Annotated in this window: 13 protein-coding genes and 1 tRNA gene; 4 read left to right on the top strand and 10 right to left on the bottom strand. The window is 66.5% G+C overall.

The features are described from left to right. Nucleotides 1-2: 2 nt before the first annotated feature. Together ABZ942_RS38575 and ABZ942_RS38570 are read right to left on the bottom strand one after the other, a co-directional pair. Nucleotides 3-434: a holo-ACP synthase gene (locus ABZ942_RS38575; RefSeq protein WP_357391101.1), complete on the bottom strand. Its 432-nt coding sequence runs from the start codon at nt 432-434 to the stop codon at nt 3-5. Nucleotides 435-445: 11 nt separating this feature from the next. Next, nucleotides 446-9,808 (bottom strand): fatty acid synthase subunit beta domain-containing protein, encoded by a 9,363-nt coding sequence (locus ABZ942_RS38570; RefSeq protein ID WP_357391099.1) that lies wholly within the window; start codon nt 9,806-9,808, stop codon nt 446-448. Between the two features lie 388 nt (nt 9,809-10,196). Between ABZ942_RS38570 and ABZ942_RS38565 the strand changes: the two genes are divergently transcribed. From ABZ942_RS38565 to ABZ942_RS38550, 4 genes are all read left to right on the top strand, one after another. Then, nucleotides 10,197-10,278 (top strand) — tRNA-Leu (locus ABZ942_RS38565). 1,094 nt (nt 10,279-11,372) lie between these two features. Then, entirely contained in the window at nt 11,373-11,678 is a 306-nt protein-coding gene (locus tag ABZ942_RS38560; protein WP_357391097.1) for a hypothetical protein, read from the top strand. A gap of 882 nt (nt 11,679-12,560) precedes the next feature. Next, complete coding sequence (locus ABZ942_RS38555; protein ID WP_357391095.1) at nt 12,561-12,980, top strand: hypothetical protein; 420 nt, start codon at nt 12,561-12,563, stop codon at nt 12,978-12,980. A gap of 218 nt (nt 12,981-13,198) precedes the next feature. Then, on the top strand, nt 13,199-13,447 hold the full coding sequence (locus tag ABZ942_RS38550; protein WP_357391093.1) for a hypothetical protein: 249 nt from the start codon (nt 13,199-13,201) through the stop codon (nt 13,445-13,447). Between the two features lie 25 nt (nt 13,448-13,472). Here the strand turns inward: ABZ942_RS38550 and ABZ942_RS38545 are convergent, their stop codons facing one another. From ABZ942_RS38545 to ABZ942_RS38510, 8 genes are all read right to left on the bottom strand, one after another. Further along, nucleotides 13,473-13,679 (bottom strand): acyl-CoA carboxylase epsilon subunit, encoded by a 207-nt coding sequence (locus ABZ942_RS38545; RefSeq protein ID WP_357391091.1) that lies wholly within the window; start codon nt 13,677-13,679, stop codon nt 13,473-13,475. An 18-nt stretch (nt 13,680-13,697) separates the two neighbouring features. Further along, complete coding sequence (locus tag ABZ942_RS38540) at nt 13,698-15,320, bottom strand: acyl-CoA carboxylase subunit beta (protein ID WP_357391089.1); 1,623 nt, start codon at nt 15,318-15,320, stop codon at nt 13,698-13,700. Nucleotides 15,321-15,335: 15 nt separating this feature from the next. After that, nucleotides 15,336-16,886 carry an acyl-CoA carboxylase subunit beta gene (locus ABZ942_RS38535; RefSeq protein ID WP_357391188.1) on the bottom strand — a complete coding sequence of 517 codons (1,551 nt, stop codon included), beginning with the start codon at nt 16,884-16,886 and terminating at the stop codon, nt 15,336-15,338. Nucleotides 16,887-16,899: 13 nt separating this feature from the next. Then, nucleotides 16,900-17,325, bottom strand: a complete 426-nt coding sequence (locus ABZ942_RS38530) for a VOC family protein (protein WP_357391088.1) — start codon at nt 17,323-17,325, stop codon at nt 16,900-16,902. Nucleotides 17,326-17,365: 40 nt separating this feature from the next. Next, on the bottom strand, nt 17,366-18,109 hold the full coding sequence (locus ABZ942_RS38525) for an SDR family NAD(P)-dependent oxidoreductase (protein WP_357391086.1): 744 nt from the start codon (nt 18,107-18,109) through the stop codon (nt 17,366-17,368). Between the two features lie 20 nt (nt 18,110-18,129). Continuing rightward, the gene (locus ABZ942_RS38520; RefSeq protein WP_357391084.1) at nt 18,130-19,182 is read right to left on the bottom strand and encodes a ketoacyl-ACP synthase III; all 1,053 of its coding nucleotides are present in this window, start codon (nt 19,180-19,182) and stop codon (nt 18,130-18,132) included. A gap of 2 nt (nt 19,183-19,184) precedes the next feature. Beyond that, the gene (locus ABZ942_RS38515; RefSeq protein ID WP_357391082.1) at nt 19,185-19,994 is read right to left on the bottom strand and encodes an enoyl-CoA hydratase/isomerase family protein; all 810 of its coding nucleotides are present in this window, start codon (nt 19,992-19,994) and stop codon (nt 19,185-19,187) included. A 406-nt stretch (nt 19,995-20,400) separates the two neighbouring features. Continuing rightward, nucleotides 20,401-21,078 (bottom strand): alpha/beta fold hydrolase, encoded by a 678-nt coding sequence (locus ABZ942_RS38510; protein WP_357391080.1) that lies wholly within the window; start codon nt 21,076-21,078, stop codon nt 20,401-20,403. Nucleotides 21,079-21,159 lie beyond the last annotated feature (81 nt).

The following is a 21,159-nucleotide window of genomic DNA, read 5'->3' as shown; positions in this document are numbered from 1 at the left end:
CCTTACCCTTCGCGGCCCTCGATCAGGTCGACCATCTCGCCCGGATCTTCCAGCACCACCATGGCGGCGGCCGTGTCACCGTCGTGCGTCAACGACAGGTGAACCCTTGCGCGCGGCAGGAATTCGGCGGCGAGGCCGTGCAGCTTGATGCTCGGCCTGCCCCATGCGTCGTTGACCACCTCGATCAGCGGGTAGGGGTTGTCGCCGATCTGCGGGCGGCGAGCGAAACGTGAGGAGGCCCAAGCCTTGATCACCGCTTCTTTCGCCGCCCACCGCACCGCGTAGCTGCGCGCCGGATCGGTCCCCTTGCTCTGACAGTAGCGTCGCTCGCCCGCGGTGAAACTCTCTCGGATCATGGTTGTTCCGGCGCGTTCGAGCTGTTCGGCGAACTCGGAGATGGTCACCAAGTCCAAGCCGATACCGAGGATCGTCATAGGCCCGGAGCCTACGACCTGGTCTGGCGGTCGGTGCGCGAACTGTCCGCAATGTGGCCTGCGCCGCAACCGAAGCCGTCGGCCCGGTAGGCGCCGTCGCCACCGAGGCGAGCCTCGGCCGACAGCAACACATCCGCTTCCAGCTGACGCGCCTGCTTGGCAGGCGTGCCGTCACCGCCCATCCGACGATCCGCCGGCCGCTCGTACAGCGGTGCCCCGCCGCACATGGCCTCGGTGAACCGCTGCCGCCCGGCGAGCTGACGCTGCTGGGCCCGCTCCTGGTACGCCTCGCGCCGCTCCGGGTCGATCGCCTGGATGAACGCCTCCGGATGCACCACCGCGAGCAGACCATTGACGTGCCCGAAGCCGAGCGAGGTCAGCAGACCGGCCTTCAGCGCGAACTTCTCGCCGAAGCGCAGCGGCTCGCGCGCCCACACCAGGTGCGGGTACGCCTGCATCTTCTCGTCGACACAGTCCAGGCTCCGGTTCGGCGGCACCACACCGTTTTCCAGCACCTGGCACAGGCCGATCAGCTGGAACGCGGCCGCACCGCCCTTGGCGTGTCCGGTCAGGCTCTTCTGCGAGACGACGAACAGCGGCGCCCCGTCGGAGCGGCCGATGGCCGTGGCCAGCCGGGTGTGCAGCTCGGACTCGTTCGGGTCGTTGGCCGCCGTCGAGGTGTCGTGCTTGGAGACGACCGCGATGTCGTCCGGCCCGACACCGAGCTTGCGCAGCTCCGCCGCGAACCGGGATTCGCGCCCGCCACGCCCCGCACCGAGCGCGCCGAGACCGGGCGCCGGGATGGAGGTGTGCACGCCGTCGGCGAAGGACTGGGCGAAGGCGACCACGCCGAGCACCGGCAGGCCCATCTCCACCGCCACGTCACCGCGGGCCAGCAGCACGGTGCCGCCGCCCTGCGATTCCACGAACCCGCCGCGACGACGGTCGTTGGCGCGGGAGAAGTACCGGTCGCTGATGCCCTTGGCGCTCATCGCCGCCGAGTCCGCGGTGGCCGACATGTCGCCGAAGCCGACGATGCCCTCGATGCCGAGATCGTCGAAGCCGCCGGCCACGACCAGCTCGGCCTTGCCGAGGCGGATCTTGTCGACGCCCTCTTCCACCGACACCGCGGCGGTGGCGCAGGCCGCCACCGGGTGCACCATCGCGCCGTAACTGCCGACATAGGACTGCACCACGTGGGCCAGCGCCACGTTGGGCAGCGCCTCCTGCAGGATGTCGTTGGGCCGCGACTCGCCGAGCAGGTTGTCGACGTAGAGCGAACGCATCGAGGACATGCCGCCCATGCCGGTGCCCTGGGTGTTGGCGACCAGGCTCGGGTGCACCCAGCTCATCAGTTCGGCCGGACTGAAGCCGGAGCTGACGAACGCGTCCACTGTGCAGACCACGTTCCAGAGGGCAACGCGGTCAACGGAATTCGCCATCTCCGCGGAGATGCCCCAGATGGTCGGATCCCAGCCGGTCGGGATCTGGCCGCCGACGGTGCGCGACAGCTTGGCCCGGCGCGGCACCCGAATCTCGGTGCCCGCCTTGCGCGTCACCGTCCAGTCGGCCGAATCCGCCACCGGCACAATGACCGTGTGCTCGGGGTCGGCCGCGTGGAAGGCGCGGGCTTCGGCCTCGCCGCCGACGGTGAACGTCAGGTCCTGATCGAGGAACACCGACGTCATCAGCGGCGCGCTGTTGTCGACCATGGCGCCGTCGTCGCCGTAGCGACGCACGCCGCAGCGGGCGACCACCGCGTCGTGGTACTTGTCGGCCAGCTCGGCCTCGGGGACGTAGTCACCGGATTCGGCGTCGTACCAGCCGGGCTTGGGATCGTTCTCCCAGGTGACCAGGCCGGTGGTCCAGGCGAGCTCGAGCACGCCCGCGGCCGAGAGCTGGTCCTCGACCTCCATCTCGAACCGGGTGCGCGCCGAGCCGTACGGGCCAAGCTCGCCGGCGCCGACGATCACGATCATGTCGGCGAGATCGGTGGTGACCGTGCCCCATTCGGGCACCGGCAGTACCGAGGACAGGGTCGGCGGCGCGGGCAGCGCCGAAATCGTCACCGCCGCATCGTCTTCCAGCGCTTCTTCAGCAGCAGCATCTTCCGCGGCCTGCTTGGCCAACGCGGGCAGATCGAGCTTGGCCCTGGCCAGTCCGCCGGTCAGGTCGATCTGCTGCGGGCCGGTCGCGGTGACCTGGCGCGCCCGCGAGGTGCACCACTTGAGCAGCTCGTCGGCCATCTCGGCGGTGGACCAGGTGGTCACGCCCGCCTTCTCCACGGCGGCGACCATCGGGTCGTTGTGGCCCATCAGGCCGGTGCCGCGCACCCAGCCGATCATCGCGTGCACCAGGGTGACCCGGGTCGACCACGACTTCTCGGCCCGCCACTTGGCGACCACCGCGTCGAGCGCGGCCTTCGACTCGCCATAGGCACCGTCGCCGCCGAAGAGGCCGCGGTTGGGCGAACCCGGCAGCACCACATGCAGTTTCGCGTCGACGTCGTGATCGGCGCCGACGGTGGACAGGCCACCGATCAGCCGCTCCACCGACCAGAGCAGCACGCGCATTTCCATTTCCGCGCGGGCGCCCGCGTCGGCGAGGTCACCGGCCACCCGCGGCGCCGCGAACGGCAGCAGCATGGTCGGCGTCATCGCGTCCTTGGTCTTGACCTTCGCGCCACCGGCATTGTCGACCTGTTCGGTGCCGACCCACTCGATCAGCGCGTCGATGTCCTGGTACGACGCCATGTTCGCGGGGACCACCCAGAGGGCGGCACCGTGGCGGGCGTTGTCCCGGTACAGCTTCCGGTAGAAGCTCAGGCGATCGTCGTTGAGGCTCGACGTGGTGACCACCACGGTCGCGCCGCCGCCGAGCAGCCGCCCGGTGACCGCCGCCGCGATGGAACCCTTACTGGCGCCGGTGATCACCGCGATGTCCGCGGACCAGATGCCACGGTCGTCGGTGCTCAGCGCGGCCTGCGCGATGCGCTCGTACACACCGGCCAGCACCGAACGGGCCTCGTGCTTGGCCCGCTCGCGCCACCAGTTGGCTTGGGTGGCAACGGCTTCGCCCGCACCGAGGTAACCGGCCACCGGCAGTTCCGCGGTCTCGGCGTCGTCGCCGAGCCACAGCCGGGCCAGGTCCTCGCGGGCCGTGGCCCACCGGTCGTCGAGCAGTACGGCCTTGCGGGGATCGAAGGCGGGCGCGACCAAACGCGGCCAGTCCGAGCCCAATTCGGCCGAGACCAGATCGACGAGGGAGTTGTCGGTCGCCTCCGGCGCGGTCACCTGCTCGGCCAAACCGAGCTGTTCGAGCACCACCCGGGCGGCCGTGGCGAGCACGCCGTCGCGGCCGGTGATCTGCTCGGTGAACTCACCCAGCGCGGCAGCGTCGACGGTGCCACCACCGCCGCCACCGGTGGCGGGCAGCGATACCGCGACGCCGCGGCGGGCCGCTACGGCCTGCACTGCGGTGTCGATGGCCGCGTCGACCGAGGCGGCATCGCCCAGCGCGCCGGAGACCAGCCCGCCGAGGTCGCCACCGCGGACGCTGGCGCCTTCGCGGGTGCCGAGGGAGACCTCGGCGGTGACGTGGTTGGCCCAGCCGTCGCCGAGCTCCCAGACCTTCTTCACCCGCTCGGCGATCGCGGCAGGCCGCTTGCCCGACGGTCCGAACACCTTGCGCAGGTGATCACCGATGGAATCGGAGAGCACCGAGCCGAAGGGCTTGTAGGTGCGGGCGAGCCGCTCGACGGTGACCGACAGCGCACCCATGTCCGCGTCGGCGGCACCGTCGATGGCGCCGAGCGAGAGCTCGGAGCCGAGGTCGACCAGCAGCTGGTTGCGCCGCGAGGAGACGCCGTCGCAGAGGCCCTCGATGGTGTCGACCGGGCCGATCTGGTCCAGCCGCAGCTTGGTCCACAGCGCGATGAGCACGCGGGTGGCGTCGGCGGCGGTGAACGCGATGTCGTCCGGACGCGGTCCGCCCGAGCTGGCCACCGGTGCGGCGGCCGCCACGGGGGCCGCGGCAGGCGTTGCGGCCGAGGCGGTTTCGACGGTCTCGTCGGCGGGCTCGTCGACCGGTGCGGGATCGGTGTCGGTCGAGTAAACCACCCCGGCCTCGCGCTCGATGTTGAGCACCTCCACCGTCGCGGCGCTGAACGCGGGCAGCTTCAGCGTCTGGGTGGCCAGGTTCGCCACGGTAGGCGTTGCGCCCAAACCGATTTCGACGAACCGCTCGACGCCGAGGCCGCCGTGCGCGGTGTCGGTGAACAGCAGGTCCTGGGTCTCGATCCAGCGCACCGGGCTGGCGAACTGCCACGCCAGCAGTTCGACCAGCACGACGCGGCACAGCTCGACGGGTCGCGCCGACCAACCCTCGAAGTCGGCGAGCACCGCGGCGAGCGGCTCGGACGGCACCAGATCCGCGATCTCCTGGACGAATTCACGTTCCAGCGAGAACGGCCTGGGCACCAGGTTCGGGATGTAGCGGCCGAGCAGGATCTCCGGGTGCAGGTCCTCGGGCAGCAGCTGCTCGAGCTTGTGCCGGAACTCCGGCACGCCCTTGCGCAGCACGGTGGAGTGGAACGGCACATCGATGCCGGGCACCAGGATGAACGCCCGCTTGCCGCCGAATTCCGCACGGCGCCGGTCGATCTCGGTCTCCAGCGCCTCGAGCCCGGCCACCGTGCCCGCGATCGCGTACTGCGAGCCACGCAGGTTCAGGTTGACGACCTCGAGGAACTCCCCCGCCGCCGCGCCGATGCCGGTGACGAAGTCGATCACCTCGTCGTCGGGCAGCCCGATCTGCGAGGGCCGGATGGCCGCCATCCGATAGTCGCTGCGGCCCTGCGCATCCCGCGGCACCAGCTCGTGCATCGCGGAGCCACGCTGGAACACCACCTCGAGCACCGCCTCCAGCGGCAGCACGCCGGCGACCGCGGCGAGCGCGTTGTACTCACCGACCGAGTGGCCGGCCAGCATCGAGCCCTCGACGAAGGCACCGGCCTCGCGCAGCTCGGCCACCTGGGCGACCCCGAGGACCGCCATCGCGACCTGAGTGAACTGGGTCAGGTGCAGCACGCCGTCCGGGTGCCGGTGTTCCACACCGCGCGCCTTGAGGAAGGTCGGGTTGTCCCGGACCACGGCCAGGATGGAGAAGCCGAGCGCGTCGCGGGTGTGCTTGTCGGCGCGGTCCCAGATCGCCTTGGCGGCCTTCGAGCGGGTCCGCGCGTCCAGGCCCATGCCCTTGCGCTGGATGCCCTGGCCGGGGAACGCGTAGACGGTCTTCGGCGCGGCGGTGCGACCGGTCGCGGTCATCACCAGATCGCCTGCGGCGCGGCACGATACCTCGACGATCTCGCTGCCCGCGTCCACCGCGATCCGCTCGACGCGCACGTCGATCTCCGCGCCGGGGCGGACCATGCCGAGGAAGCGGGTGGTCCACGCCGTCACGGTGCGGGCCGGAACCGCGCTGTCCGGGTCGACCGCCGAGACCGCGTGCTGCGCGGCGGCCGAGAGCCACATGCCGTGCACGATCGGGCTGCCGAGACCGGCCAGCTTGGCGGCGGAATCGCTGGTGTGGATCGGGTTGTGGTCGCCGGAGACCGCGGCGAACGCGTGCATGGTGCGCGGCGCGACGACCGTGACATCGCGGCGACGGCGGCGCGGGGTGTCGGTGGCGGCGTCGGACACCGTGCCCGCCGCCCGCGGCGGATCGGTGAGCTCGCCCGCCCCGTTGCGGCCGCGGATGGCGAACCGCTCGGTCAGCGTGGCGACGGTCGGCATGGACAGCCCGGTTTCCGGCCGGTCCAGCATGCCGGTGATGTGCACCCGCACCTCGACGACGCGGCCGAGGTCGGTGTCGAGGGTCTCGCCCGCCTGCGCCCGCACCACGAGAACGCTTGGGCTGGTGGGCAGTTCGCCCGCCAGCTCGATCTGGTGGTCCAGGTGAACCAGGTCCAGCATGCCTTCGATGACGCTCGCGCCATCGGCGGCACGCGACGAGCCGAGCACCGCGAACACGGCAGGCCAGCAGGCGCCGACCAGCACGTCGGGAACCGTGCGGCCGAGCGTGCTGAGCGCCGGGGGCAGACCCGAGCCGGTCACGCCGGCATGGTCGGCGACCAGATCCGGCGACCACGCGATGTTCAGGTGGGCGGTCTTGCCCTTCACCTCGGGCAGCTCCTGCCCGGCGGCGACGGCGAGCAGCGCGGCCATCGCCTCGTGCGCGTCGGCTTCGGTGACGACCGGAGCGCCGCCGTTGTAGGTGGCGGTGGGCACGGTGACGCGGATACGAACCGCCTTGCCGCCCAACAGTGGAACGGTCAGCTCGACGTAAGAGTTGTCGGCGTCCGGTCCGGTGGTCTCGGTGAGCGTGGCGCCGCTCGGCGGGTGCACCGCACCCTTGCCGTCCACGGTCCAGTCGGCGAGATCGCCGAGCCGGTGTACCGGGTTGACGGTGGTGCGACCGGACCATTCGATGTCCGGCGCGGCGATCACCGTGTCGATCGGGCCGGTGGTGACACCGGCGACGCGACGCGCGTCGATCGCCACCGGCACCACACCGGCGCGCACCAGCGAGTACGCCGTGTCCTGCTCGAACCGGTCGAGCAGCTCGCCGACGGGCTCGTCGACGCGGGTGATGCCCGCGACGGCGACGGTGCCGGGGATGACACACACCTGATCGGCCGAGTAGCGCGGATCATGGGCCTGCCACAGCGAATCCGAGCGCCACCAGCGACGCACGTCGCCGTCGACGACCGGCACGAAGTTGACCGGCTTGCCCGGGGTCTTGCACAGCGTCACGAAGAACGGGACGTCGGCCGGGTGCAGCAGCGTCTGCTCGGCGACCGGGTACCGCTCCTTCAGCGCGCACAGCGCGCCGACCGGGTTCTCGAACTCGGCGTCGGTGGCGAACAGCGTCGGGATCTCACCGCGATCGGCCGAGTGCAGCCGAGATTCGGTGCGCCGCATCATTTCCGCGAAACGGTCCCGCCAGGTGATGTCGAGCCACACCGAGCGGGTGGCGTCGGTGATCGCATCGCCGATATCGCTGCCGCAGTCGAAGTCCTTGCGGCGGTCCAGGCCGACCGCGAGCTCGACGTAGCGCTCCAGCCAGTCCAGGTAGGTCATCGCGGCCACATCGCCGAAATACGGCTTGGCCGTGGCGTTCAGCGCCTCGATGATCTCCTCGCGGCGGGCCGCGACGGCGTCGGCGTCACCGGCGACCTCGTCGAGCAGGCGGCCGGTGCGCGAGGCGGCGTTGTCGATCTCGTGGATGTCGGCGCCCAATTGGCTACGGCCGGAAGCCATTCCGCCGGACGCGGTGCCCGCGCCGACCCAGTCCGGGGTGCCGGGGGTATCGACGAGCAGCTGCTTCACCTCGGGCGCGGTGGTCGCCTCCAGCGTGGCCATCGCGGCCGTGCCGACCAGCACGCCGTCCAGCGGCATCACCGGGTAGCCGTGCGGGGTCGCCCACTCGCCGGTCAGGTATTCCGTTGCGCGCTCGGGTGTTCCGATGCCGCCGCCGACGCAGACCACCACGTTGTCGTGGTTGCGCAGTTCGGCGTAGGTCTCCAGCAGCAGGTCGTCCAGGTCTTCCCAGGAGTGGTGCCCGCCGGCCCGGCCGCCCTCGATGTGCATGATCACCGGGTAGTCCGGCACCTCGGCCGCGATCCGCAGCACCGCGCGGATCTGCGCGACGGTGCCCGGCTTGAACGCGACATGCGAGATGCCGACCTCGGTGAGTTCCTTGATGAGCGCGACGGATTCGTCGAGCTCCGGAATGCCCGCCGTGACGATGACGCCGTCGAACGGCGCGCCCGCGGCGCGTGCCTTCTGCACCAGCCGCTTGCCGCCCAGCTGCAGCTTCCACAGGTACGGGTCGAGGAACAGCGAGTTGAACTGGACCGCGCGGCCCGGCTGCAGCAGCGTCTTCAGCTCGGCGACGCGATCGGCGAAGATCTGCTCGGTCACCTGGCCGCCACCGGCCAGCTCCGCCCAATGGCCCGCATTCGCCGCCGCCGCAACGATTTTCGCGTCGACGGTGGTGGGCGTCATGCCCGCCAGCAGAATCGGCGAACGTCCGGTCAGCTTGGTGAACGCGGTCTCCACCACGATCCGGCCGTTCGGCAGCCGAACCGGCCGCGGCGCGAACGCCGTCCACGGTGCGGCCGTCTCCGGCGCGGCGCCCGGGGTGAGCAGGCTGCGCTGCCCCGCCCTGGTCGCGGCGGCGACCATGCCGACGCCGGTGCCCTTCAGCGAGCCGCCGGTCACCCTGGACAACAGGTCGCCGGGGCCGAGATCCAGAATCCATTGCGCGCCTGCGGCAACCACGCCGTCGACGATCTCCACCCAGTCGATCGGATCGACCAGGATCTCCTGCGCGAGCGAACCGGCCAGCGCCGCGTCCAGCCCGCACTGATTGGCCCACGAGGTCACCAGATCCACCGTGTCGGCCAGCGCCGGGTGGTGGAACGCGACATCGACGGCCACGTCCTCGAAGACCGGCGCGAAGATGGCGCCGCCACGGACCTTGGCGTCGCGCTCCCGCGCCTGCTCGTCATGAATCTGACTGCAGCGCTGGCGAACTCGCTCCAGCTGGGCGGGCGTACCGGACAGCACCGCGCGCCTGCGTCCGTTGCGAATCGACACCACCGCGGCCGCCGCCGGGTCGACGCCCTCGGCCACCTCGGCGACCACGGCGCGCAGCTGCTCGGGATCGACGTTCGACACCGCGACCATCGGCGAGCGCTCGCCGACCGGCATCAGCCCACGCCGCCGCGCCACCAGACCGGCGGCCGCGCCGATCAATTGCGCCAGCGCCAGGATCTCGGCGTCACGTTGCCCGCCGGACTCCACCGCGGTCGCCGCCAGGCGGCCCTGCGAGTGGCCCACGATCGCCACCGGCGCGTGTTCGGTCGGATCCAGTCCCTGCAGTCGCAGCGCGCGCATCGCGGCCACCTGAGAGAGCAGCACGCCCGGCATCGACACGGCCGCCGAACGCAACTCCAGCGCCGACGGCGCCTCGGACACCTCACCCTGGTCGGTATCGACCAGTTCGTCCTCGAGCATCCACCCGATCGGGTCGAAGCCGACGGGACGGACCACAAGCAGTTGTGCCGCAACGGGTTCCAGCAGCGCTTCCGCCTCGTTGACCAAAGCGGTCAATTCGGGCTCCAGCGCGCTGTCGCGGCCGATCTCTTCCAGTTCGTCGAGCCACTGGGCGCCTTGTCCGCCGAACGCGAGCGCATACGGCGTCCCGCTCAGCAGGCGATCCAACAGTGGCGATCGGGTCCCAGCCCCCTGGGCCGCACCGACCTTCGCGCTCTGTCCGGTACCGGTCTCAGTGCTCTCGTTGATCGTCAAGACGATTCGACTTCCTTCTCCTGGCGACGCGCCCTGGCGAGACACGCCGCTCCCTCCGGTGCGCAGGTGTTCCTCAGCGTTGGGGCCTGATACCGGCGAGGATAGCCAAAATCATGAGGAAATCCTCACGTTTACTAGGCCGCCGAACCGCATACTGCCGAGTATTCCTGTACGGCCGTACCAGAATCATGCCAAACATGACCCTTCCTCATGTTTGAACACGCTGGTCCATCGGGTTACTAACACGTACGAAACATGAGCGCTCCTCATGTTGACAGTTATCTAATCGTTATAATCCCTGGTAGAGTTACTGACCAGTACGCCACGCCCGCCCGGAGCTTCGCGAAGTCGGTCAAGCCCGGTAGAGTTTGCACGGTCGTACCATCACGCGCGAGTGGCGAAATTGGCAGACGCGCCAGATTTAGGTTCTGGTGTCCACGGACGTAGGGGTTCAAGTCCCCTCTCGCGCACAACTTGTGTCATCCGTGTCGCGTTCCAGGGTTCAAGAGCCCTCGAACGCGACACATATGCCCCCCACCAGGGCTCTTTTAACGCTTCCCCGCCATCGAAGCCAGCTACCGTGCTCAAGACACCTAGAACACGCGCCCGCGGCACACGCGAGAAGTTTGCCCGCCCCAGCCAGGAACCCGCCGAAAACCCGACCGTCTGGCCTCTTCGAGATAACAGGATGGTCGCTGGTCCAACACCGACGAAGACCGGACGTGTCGGCGTGTCTGATCGAGCACGTTTTCCCGAACGCATGCGAAGCCAGCAACCAAGGTGTAGTGGCCTGATAACCGCTTCTACCGCGAAGCAAAGCCGGTCAAACACCCCCGAACCGGACACCGCTACGCAGCAGCTAGCCCTCCGTCGGCGCGAGGAGCGAAAGCTCGTCCCGAGACTCCAGATCCCGCAACGGCGCCAGTGCCCGACCCAGGGCCTGTGGACCTAGAACCGCGACAAGACCCTCCTCGGGCATCGCGACCAACAGCACCGGATCCCCCGGCTCGATCCCCACCCAACGCCGCTTCTCCACCGGCAACCGCACATGACCCCGGCGATCGATCGCAGAACGCCCCCACCGCACCGCATCGCACCGCACCGCACCGCACCGCACCGCACCGCACCGCACCGATCACAATCACGTCCTCCACCACCACGAACCCGACCACCGTCCCCGCCCGCCACCCCATCGCCTCGAACACCCCGCGGCCCACACACCCGCGACCGATCATTGATGACCGACACCGCGAACTGCGGCAACCACAACCAATCCGACGCATCGGGACTGGCCGGCTCGAGCAAGGACTCCACGTCGTCCAGACAGCGGTCCATAAGGGCGTGGAACTGTTTACGATCGAATGTGGAAATCGGGCATCGGCTCCTGGCCCCGCCGCTGATCCTCGTCCAGCTCCATCAAAGCCGAACTTCACGAAACGTGCCACCCAAGGCTCGACTACCTGCAGACTTGCGTGCCGACCGATGCCGACGACAGGCCCAGAACCAGGGCCGAATCTCATTTGCATCCAGCACATTTCACCGAAATAACAAATGCCCATCAGCAGTGAGCCCCGATCACTCCCGACCAAGCGATACCGCACAGCCGATCCACACCGAAGCCACCAACCACACCAGCCGCCAGCGCCGCGCACCCATCCACCCCTGGCAAGCCACCGCCCGCACGGTCTTCGCCGTGCTTGTCGCACTCGCCTCGCTTATTCCCGTCGTCGCAGTCGCAGACGGTCTCGATACCGTGCCCGTCGTCGCGCAGCTGATCGCAGTGTGCGGCGCGGTGACTCGCGTCCTGGCGCTGCCCAGCGTCGACGAATTCCGTTCGCAATTCCTGCCGTTCCTAGCGGCCGGGCGCTGACCTATCCGTACCGGCTGTGGGTGCTGTCCGCGCCGGTGCCGTCAGGTCTCAAGCCGAGTCGCGCCAGCCTGGACAGGTCGACGGCGGTGACGGTCACGAGCGGGGTCGTGGATGAATGCCGCGGTGCGGGGATCGGTGATCGCTGTGCGAAATGGTCAAACGTAGAGCGGGTTGTCCTGGGTCGGGCAACGCCGAGACCGCGCGCCCGCCACGCGCCACCACCGATCCCGGTTCGAGACGGAGCGAGCCGGCAATCGGTTCGTTCCGTCGCGACTTCGAGATCGCAGATCGTGCAGACCAGATTCGGGCCGTGCATGCCCGCCGGTCGGCAGCATCCGGACAACCGGAGAAGGTCGGTGTGCTGCTCGACACCGCGTCTTCCGCAGAATCATCGGCACTGTCACCCCATCACCGTCTTCACTCTCCTTGTGGCATTCGAATCAACCCATGAGTCATGCCCCGCCTACAAGACCTTCATAGGGGTTGTCGCACGGCACAGCGGCCCGGACGTGCTCGAATGCTCGGGCAACATTCGTCTATGCACGCGGCGGTGCGGCTGATCGCACCCCGGGCCGGTCGAGTGCCTCACCCCGGAGGTACCACGCGAACAGGATCCGGTCGAGGACTCCGCTGCCGAGAACCCCTCTCGCCACGCCTCCGTCGCCGCCCCCGGGGCTTAGGCCCTAAACCGCTGCCGAAGTCTGTCGCGGTCGCTACCTCCGCAGTCGGCGCGACGGCGGCACAACGGCCCCTGGGATACCGGAACCACCCGGCGAGGTCGACACAACAGAAATGCCCGAATTCATACGAAACCCGTAGCGGGTCAGCCACTTCGAGCCGAGAATGGCGGCCTAAGCATGTGCGGATAGGAGGGTGGGCGCGGTGACTTCGCTGAAAGACTCTTTCCTCGAGGTGATCGAGGCTACGAGATACGCCCGGACCTGGGAAGAGGCGGCCGAGCTGCACGAGCGCACTAAAACCCTGGTCCACGACTTCGGCAAGAGCCAGGGGCTGTACTCCGCGAACGCGCGGTGGGAGCTGATGCAGCTTCGCAACGAGACGCTCACCAAAGTGTGTAACTTGCTGCACCGCACCAAGATCGCCCACGACGTCGCCGAGCTCGAAGCGACCCGGCGCAAGCGAGAAGTCGAACACATCGCACGTCTGGACGTCGCGGACCGGCAGCTCGAGGAACTCGGCGCCGAGCTCGAACGCGAACAGCGCGCACGCCCGATTCCCGGTCATGCCTTCGAGGGACTGGTCTGGCCAGACCAGCGCCGCGACATCGGCTACGAGCGATAGATCCCGCCGATGTTCCGGTACTAATGCACGAATCTGCGGTGCTCGCGGCTGTGGCACTACGCCATGGGCTGCCCGACCGAACCCATCCTCATCACCCAGGCCGATCTACGCTTCCGGGAGTTCCGGCGGGCTCGACAGCGGTCCCTGGTATCCCCGTTTCAAGATTCGCCTGGCACTGCCAAGGGATTCCGGGATTCGACACACTGTCACCGCGCGCTGTGGGACGGCCGATTCGGATCGGAATCGCCTTGGCGGCACTGGGATTGGCCGCCGGATGCGGAGCCGAAGGCGCGTTCGTCCACACCTGTTCGCCAACGGCCAGCGCCGATTCGAACGTCCTGCCCTACAACGTCGTCCTGCGAATCGCCCAGACGCAGTGCGTGATTCACGAGCAGACCGGTGTCAGCTGCGATACCGGCGACGGGCACGGATTCACCGTGTCCGATACCGCATACACGCTGAAGTAGCGGACCGCCTGACGACGCAGATCCGCTAGCGCATCCTCGGATCGACCGCGAACGACGTGGGCGCGAACGCCACCGAGCTTCGGTGCAGCTGGCGCGGGCTCCCCCAGGTACCCATGTCAGGCGCTTCGGCAATGCCGACTTCGATGACCTGCGCCAGTGCGGCCGCGATGGCGGCGAACTCGGCCGGGGACGGATTTCCCTTCAGGACGGACAGGTCGAGGGGTGTGCTCATTCGTTCTTTCTTCCGGTTTCACAGTGGGATGTTGCCGTGCTTCTTCGGCGGCAGCGTTACCATCTTGCGCTCGAGCAGGCGCAGCGCCGAGACGATCTGACCGCGGGTGTGCGAGGGCGGGATGACCGCGTCCACGTAACCGCGTTCGGCGGCGATGTAGGGGTTCACCAAGGTGTCCTCGTACTCGTTCTGCAGCTGAAGCCGCAGCGCATCGACGTCATCGCCGCCCTTGGCCGCGTCCGCCAGCTGCTTGCGGTAGACGAACCCGACGGCGCCGGAGGCACCCATCACAGCGATCTGCGCGGTCGGCCAGGCCAGGTTCACGTCGGCGCCCATGTGCTTGGAACCCATCACGTCGTAGGCGCCGCCGTAGGCCTTGCGGGTGATGACCGTGATCTTTCCCACAGTCGCCTCGCCGTAGGCGTAGAGCAGCTTCGCGCCGCGCCGGATGATGCCGTTGTACTCCTGGCCGGTGCCGGGCAGGAAGCCGGGCACGTCGACCAGGGTGAGGATCGGAATGTTGAACGCATCGCAGGTGCGCACGAACCGTGCGGCCTTCTCCGAGGCGTCGATGTCCAGGCAGCCGGCGAACTGGGTGGGCTGGTTGGCCACGATGCCGACGCTGCGGCCGTCGATCCGGCCGAAGCCGACGATGATGTTCATCGCGCGCTCGGCCTGCACCTCGAGGAACTCGTCGTCGTCGAGCAGGCGACGGATCACCTCGTGCATGTCGTAGGGCTGGTTCGGCGAGTCCGGGATGATCGAGTCCAGCTCGCGGTCCTCGTCGGTGAGCGAGTCCTCGATGGCGCCCTCGATCGGGTCGGTGGCCGGAAAGCGCGGCGCCTCGGCGCGGTTGTTGCTCGGCAGGTAGGACAGCAGGTCCTTGACGTAGTCGAGCGCGTCCTGCTCGCCGGACGCGACGTAGTGCGCCACACCGGATTTCACCATGTGCGTCTGCGCGCCACCCAGGTCCTCCATGGTGACGTCCTCGCCGGTGACGGTCTTGATGACGTCGGGTCCGGTGACGAACATCTGGCTGGTCCCGTCGACCATCACCACGAAGTCGGTGAGCGCCGGAGAGTACACGTGACCACCCGCGGCCGCGCCCATGATCAGCGAGATCTGCGGAATCACGCCGGAGGCCTGGATGTTGCGGTGGAAGATCTCGCCGTAGAGGCCGAGCGAGACGACACCCTCCTGGATGCGTGCGCCCGCGCCCTCGTTGATGCCGACCAGCGGACGACCGGTCTTGAGCGCCAGATCCATCACCTTGACGATCTTCTCGCCGTAGACCTCGCCGAGGCTGCCACCGAACACGGTGACGTCCTGGCTGAAGATGCACACGTCGCGGCCGTCGATGGTGCCGTACCCGGTCACCACGCCGTCGCCGAGCGGGCGGTTGTCGGCCAGGCCGAAGTTCACGCTGCGGTGCCGCGCCAACGCGTCGAGTTCGACGAAGGAGCCCTCGTCCAGCAGGGCCAGGATACGCTCGCGGGCGGTCATCTTGCCCTTGGCGTGCACCTTGTCGACCGCGGCCTCACCCATCGGGTGCTTGGCCTCATCCAGCCGATTCCGCAGGTCAGCCAGCTTCCCGTCCGTAGTGTGAACGTCGGGCACCGAGCTGAGTAATTCATTCTTCATGGGCGGTTTCCCTATTCACAGCGGGTGAATGATCTGTTTGCGAAGGTGCGATGTACTGACTTTGGCCTTATCCCCGAGCAGCCGAAGAGCTTTCCGGAGTTCGAGCCGAGTCCCGGAGGGCTCGATCACTCGATCGATATATCCGCGCTCGGCGGCAATCCAAGGCGTCGCGATAGTCGCATTGTAGAAGTCGATCATTTGCTGACGCACTTCGGCTGCGGCATCACCGGCGTCAGCGATCTTTTCCCGCCCGATGATGCCGATCGCACTCTCTGCGCCCATCACCGCGATACGCGCTGTCGGCCAGGCCAGGTTGATATCCGCGCCGAGTTGTTTGCAACCCATCACCGCGTAGGCACCGCCGTAGGCCTTTCGAACAACGACGGTGATGATCGGCACCGTTGCCGAGGCAACCCCGGAAAAGAATCTGCCGCCGCGTTTGATGACGCCGATCTTCTCTTCCTCCACGCCGGGCAGGACGCCAGGAGTATCGACGACGAAGATCAACGGAAGTTCGAACGCATTACAGATCTGGATGAAGTGCGCGGCTTTATCAGAGCTACGCGCATCGATCGCCCCGGCGAGGACCAGCGGTTGATTCGCGATGACACCGACCGGCCTGCCATCTATCCGGGCAAAACCCGTAATCATATTAAGCGCGCGCTGCCCACACACCTCGTGGAAGTCACCATCGTCGAACAGCCGAAGCAACACGTTGTGCATATCGTAGGACGCATTGTCGGAATCGGGAACGATGGAATCGAGTTCGATATCGCAGGCCGTGATCTCCGGCTCGATACCCGGATTCACAATCGGAGGTAACTCGCGGCAGCTCGACGGCAAGAACGACAGGTACTTTCGCACCCAGTCGAAGGCGGACTGCTCGTCGGCCGCGACATGATGCAGATTCCCGTACTCGGCCTGCTGGCGTGCGCCGCCGAGCTCATCGAGACTCACCTCATCGCCGGTCACCTCTTTGATGACGTCGGGGCCCGTCACGAACATATAGCTGTCCTCGGTGGCAACGAGGACATCGGTATTGATCGGCGCGTAGACGGCCCCGCCAGCGCATTTGCCGAGAATTACGGAGACGCGGGGCACCAGGCCCGCCAGCGGTTCCTGCCAGCGACTCATGGTCGCGTACCACGCCAACGACGTCACCGCGTCCTGCACTCGCGCTCCGCCGGAGTCGTTGATGCCGACGAACGGGCACCCTGTCCTCACCGCGAACTCCATCAGGCGCGTGACTTTCCGGCCGAACATCTCGCCGACACTCCCGCCGAACACGGTTTGGTCATGCGCGAGAACGGCTACCGGACGGCCATCTATCCGCCCGTGCCCGGTGACTACGCCGTCGCCGTACAGGGCACCCGGGTCGTTGGACTGCTTGGCAAGCGCTCCGATCTCGATGAACGACCCGGGGTCGAGCAACATATCGATCCGCTGCCGCGCACTCGGGATACCTTTTCGAGCCCGCTTGCGAATTCCGGCCTCGCCCGCCGGTTCCTTCGCCAACTCTATTCTCTTGCGTAGGTCCGCAAGCTTCTCCGCTGTGGTGTTCATTATCTGCCCCCTCCCATCAACCTTCCTGCTTGGACGTCACGAGTTCGACCAACACTCCACCGGAGCTCTTAGGGTGCACGAATGTCGCGCGCGAACCCATGGACGCAGGCTGCGGAAAAGGCCATACCGTTACCCCCCGACCGGCCATTGCCTGCGCTTCGAATTCGACGTCATCGCATCCGAAAGCGATATGATGGATCCCCTCGCCCCGCTTGTCGAGGAACTTGGCGATCGGCGAATCCGGCCGGGTCGCCGCAAGGAGTTGCACATAGCTCGCCTTGCCGTCATCGGTGCCATTGATGCGCAGCATGGCCTCGTCGACACCCTGACTGTCGTTGATCTCACGATGACATACAGAGAATCCGTAAAGCTCCTTGTACAGCCTGATTGTTTCGTCCAGGTCGAAGCAGGCTATTCCTACATGATCGATTCTGGTGATCATCTCGACTCCTCATTGCATGCCGTTCGATTCATAGTTCGATTCAGTCGAGGCCGTAGCCTCCGTCGATCGAGATAACTTGTCCCGTCAGATAACCGACCCGCGGACCAACCAGAAAGGCGACCAAATCCGCCACCTCTTCGGCATCGCCTACGCGCCTGAGCGGAACCTTGCTGGTCAGGGCTTCCCGCAGCTTTTCTATCGCCGGTGGCAATTCGGACATGCCGAGTACGGCGCCCATACCGGCTGCGATGAACCCGGGCGATATCGCGTTCACAGAAATACCATCACGCGCCCAGTCGACCGCGAGCGCTCGCGTGAGACCTTCGATGCCCGCCTTCGACGCCGCATAGGCGCTGACACCGCGCCGAGGGGTGCGCGCCATGACGGACGACACCAGCACCATTCGTCCGGAATTCGAGTTCTGTAGATGGCGGTGTGCCGTTTGCGCGGTGATGAAGGCGCCGGTCAGATTGACCTCGAGGGTTTGCTGCCAGGTCTCGACAGAGAGGTTTTGGGCACGGGAGGTGTCCAAGGTGACCCCGGCATTGGCTACCACCGCGTCGACACCGCCCAACGCGGTGGCGATTTCGTCGAAGGCAGCGGTCATCGAATCGGGTTCGGTGACATCGCATATCACCGGGTAGGTCTCGCCTTGGATATCGTCGGCCGCTTCGGCAACCCCGGCCTTGTCACGGGCCATCAGGGCCACCGTCGCCCCTTCTCTCGCACAGGCACGGGCAAACTCGCGTCCGAGCCCACGGCTGGCCCCGGTGATCGCGACCACCCGTCCGGTCAGGTCAGAACTCACGCGAGCACCTCCGTACCGACGACGGCTCGAGTCACGGCGTCCCTGTCCGCGAGCAAGGTGACCCCTGCCCAGCGCACCGCCAGTCCACCCCAGGTGACGCCACCACCGACCGCGAAGAGCATCACCAGATCACCCGGCGATATCATTCCTTGCCGCACAGTGTCGTCCAGGGTCAGCGGAACCGACGCCGCACCTGTATTGCCATAGCGCTCAACGGTTTTACGCAGCACGCCGGGGCGCAGCCCGACAGCGTCCGACCAGGCGGACAACATGACGCCGTTGGCCTGGTGCGGAACCACGTGGTCGACATCGGTCCAGCCGAAGCCGCCCAGTTCCATGATCCGGTCGGTCAAGCGAGGCAGGTTCTCGGCAACGGTCATTCGGGTTTCCCGACCGCGCATCGCGAAGTAGTGGTCTCCGGTACTCACTGTCTCGCAACTGGCCGGTCGTCGGCTGCCGCCGCCAGGTATCTGGATGTAGTCCGCCTTTGTACCGTCGGAGCCGAGGAAACTCGCGATCACATCGGAGTCGGTGTCGGTCTTCGTGATCACCACCGCACCGGCACCGTCACCGAAAAGCACAGCGGTGCTTCGGTCGTCGTAGTTGAGAATTCTCGAGTAGGTATCGGCGCCGATGACAAGTGCGTTGCGAATGCCCGGGTCCGCCAACAACATCGACCGTGCGACGCTGAAGCCATAGATGAAACCCGTACATACCGCGTTGACATCCATCGCGGTGGCCCGCGAGGCCCCGAGGTTCGCCTGAACGAGGCAGGCGGTGGCGGGCATCGGCTGGTCAGGCGTCGATGTCGCCAAGATGATCAGGTCGATATCGTCCGGCACGAGGCCTGCCGACGCCAGTGCTTGTTCCGCCGCCTTCGTCGCCAGATCCGATGTCGCCTCATCCGGTGCGGCGACTCGTCGCTCCCTGATCCCGGTCTTCTCGACTATCCAGTCCTCGGTAATCCCCAATCGCGTGGCGATTTCACCGTTGGAAAGCACTCGACTCGGTACGTATGATCCAGTGCCGGTAATTACTGAGCCTGGCATGGCTATCCATCACTTTCATCGAAGGGCTTGAAAACAGGAAGGCGCTTTTCCCGAAAAGCTGAAAGGCCTTCCTCAACGTCCCTGGTCTGCATATGGTCGACGAACCGCTCCCGCTCGAACTTCTGAGCGTCGACCGGAAACGACTGCCGAGTCGACTCGATCATTTTCTTCATGGTGGCCAATGCATAACTGCTCCGCGCGGCGGTTTGGGAGGCGATCCCCTCGACCATCGCAGTCAAGTTCGCTCGCTCCGTCACGAATGTGACCAATCCCCAATCCGCGGCTTGAGTTCCGGTGAGGAGCCCACCGACCAGGAGCAGATAGTTCGCTCTGGCCTGAGGAAGATGCCGAGGAAGCCGCACCGATCCACCGGCGGCCGGAACAAGTCCGAAATTCATGTGCCCATCGCCGATCAACGCGGAACTTTCGGCGATCACTATGTCGCACGCCAGTAGCAGTTCGCAGCCGCCCGCGACCGCGAAACCCTCGATGACAGCGATCGACACGAATCGACCGGTCTCGATGTCATCGAGTATCCGACAGAAGCGGTTACTGAACTCTTCCAGCATAGACCGATCACGTCGAATTCGGTCCGCCTCTACCAGATCCGCGCCGGTGCAGAAGTTGCCCCCGGCGCCTCGGATGACGAGAACCCGGGCACCGATTTCCTCCGCAGTTCTGGTTGCTGCTTCCAGCCCTATGAGGATGCCCTCGTTTATCGAGTTCTTGGCATTGGGCCGATCCAGCATCGCTGTTACCACGAGACCGTCGACCGAGATGGCGACGTCGCCCGCTCGAAACTCTTGATCCATCGAAAATCATCACCTTTTTGTTGTTCCGGATCGCCGAATAGACCTTCGTTCACGCACAACGAAAGCAGCCATCATTTGTGGCGCGGACATTCGAATTTGAACAGGACCGCAGCGGCGATCGTCGATTGATCGGCTATAGGAGAGAAGGTCGTCGGCGGGGCAGGTCGGTTGACTGATGCCCTCGGGCAGCGACGGCCGAGGCTTGCCTGTTCGAGGGCCCGATTCCAGAGATCGGCCGCAGTGTCGAACGGCGAGGACGAGGTTCCGGCAAGAGACTCTGCCGGACGAGGGCTTATTGTCCGTCGATCGTGCGGCGAACACCGACGTCACGCCGCACCGGGCAGTAGCCGCGACTCACCAGGCGGAGAGTCTGACTTCGAGGCTACCTACGGTTCAGGGGATTTCCCTACGCCCAATTCACAATAGTCTTGTCGAGCATTTCAGCAAGCAACGGCGAATTGTGCCGCATTATCTCGTGCGACTCGGCGATCTCGTACGTCTCCCACCGCTCATCGGACTGGAGACGCTCGTAGACCGACGTGAACGGGCTTCCGTTCCATGCCGTCGCATAGATGTATGCATGCTTTATCGAATCGTTGATTTTCCCCGCCCGGCTTGCCTGCATCAATGAAGTCACCGGGTGCGAAACAGAACGCGGATCGGATCGAGGCGGAGGTGCGATATACCTGCCATCGGATGTAACCAGGATGGTGAACCCGAATCTGATCTGTTCGGTCAGCAGCATCCAGCAGGACTGCCCCTCATCCGGGAGGAACGCGTCGACGAATATCGCGCCACGGCAGCGCTCCGGAATCGCGTCGCAAACCCCGCGGAGCACCATTCCACCATAACTGTGGGCGCACACGATAAGGTCGTCGAGATCATTCTTCGCGATATAGCTGACCACATGGTCGATATGGTCGTCCAGATTGGGTAGACGCCCCTCTCCTCGGACCGTATCAGCTTCCAGCCCTGGCAAGGTGAGAGAGTGCACCAGATGCCCGGAGTTCTCCAGACCCTTCACCACGTCCTCCCAGACCCAGGCGCCGTTGAAACCACCTGGAATCAGTACAACGTTACTCATGGAAATCTCCCCAAACCCATGTTCGATGACCCCCCAGTTCAGAGACCATACCGACTGGCACTGACGTACCCAAACGTTACC

The organism is Nocardia sp. NPDC046473 (genome assembly GCF_040645995.1).
Classification (GTDB): domain Bacteria; phylum Actinomycetota; class Actinomycetes; order Mycobacteriales; family Mycobacteriaceae; genus Nocardia.
Note: the sequence above shows the minus strand (reverse complement) of the source record. Positions and strands in the feature narration are given on the sequence as shown.

Coding starts and splice junctions, on each gene's coding strand:
- ABZ942_RS38510 (WP_357391080.1), bottom strand. CDS start 21,078: ATGAGTAACGTTGTACTGATTCCAGGTGGTTTCAACGGCGCCTGGGTC.
- ABZ942_RS38520 (WP_357391084.1), bottom strand. CDS start 19,182: ATGCCAGGCTCAGTAATTACCGGCACTGGATCATACGTACCGAGTCGA.
- ABZ942_RS38545 (WP_357391091.1), bottom strand. CDS start 13,679: ATGAGCACACCCCTCGACCTGTCCGTCCTGAAGGGAAATCCGTCCCCG.
- ABZ942_RS38540 (WP_357391089.1), bottom strand. CDS start 15,320: ATGAAGAATGAATTACTCAGCTCGGTGCCCGACGTTCACACTACGGAC.
- ABZ942_RS38515 (WP_357391082.1), bottom strand. CDS start 19,994: ATGGATCAAGAGTTTCGAGCGGGCGACGTCGCCATCTCGGTCGACGGT.
- ABZ942_RS38530 (WP_357391088.1), bottom strand. CDS start 17,325: ATGATCACCAGAATCGATCATGTAGGAATAGCCTGCTTCGACCTGGAC.
- ABZ942_RS38575 (WP_357391101.1), bottom strand. CDS start 434: ATGACGATCCTCGGTATCGGCTTGGACTTGGTGACCATCTCCGAGTTC.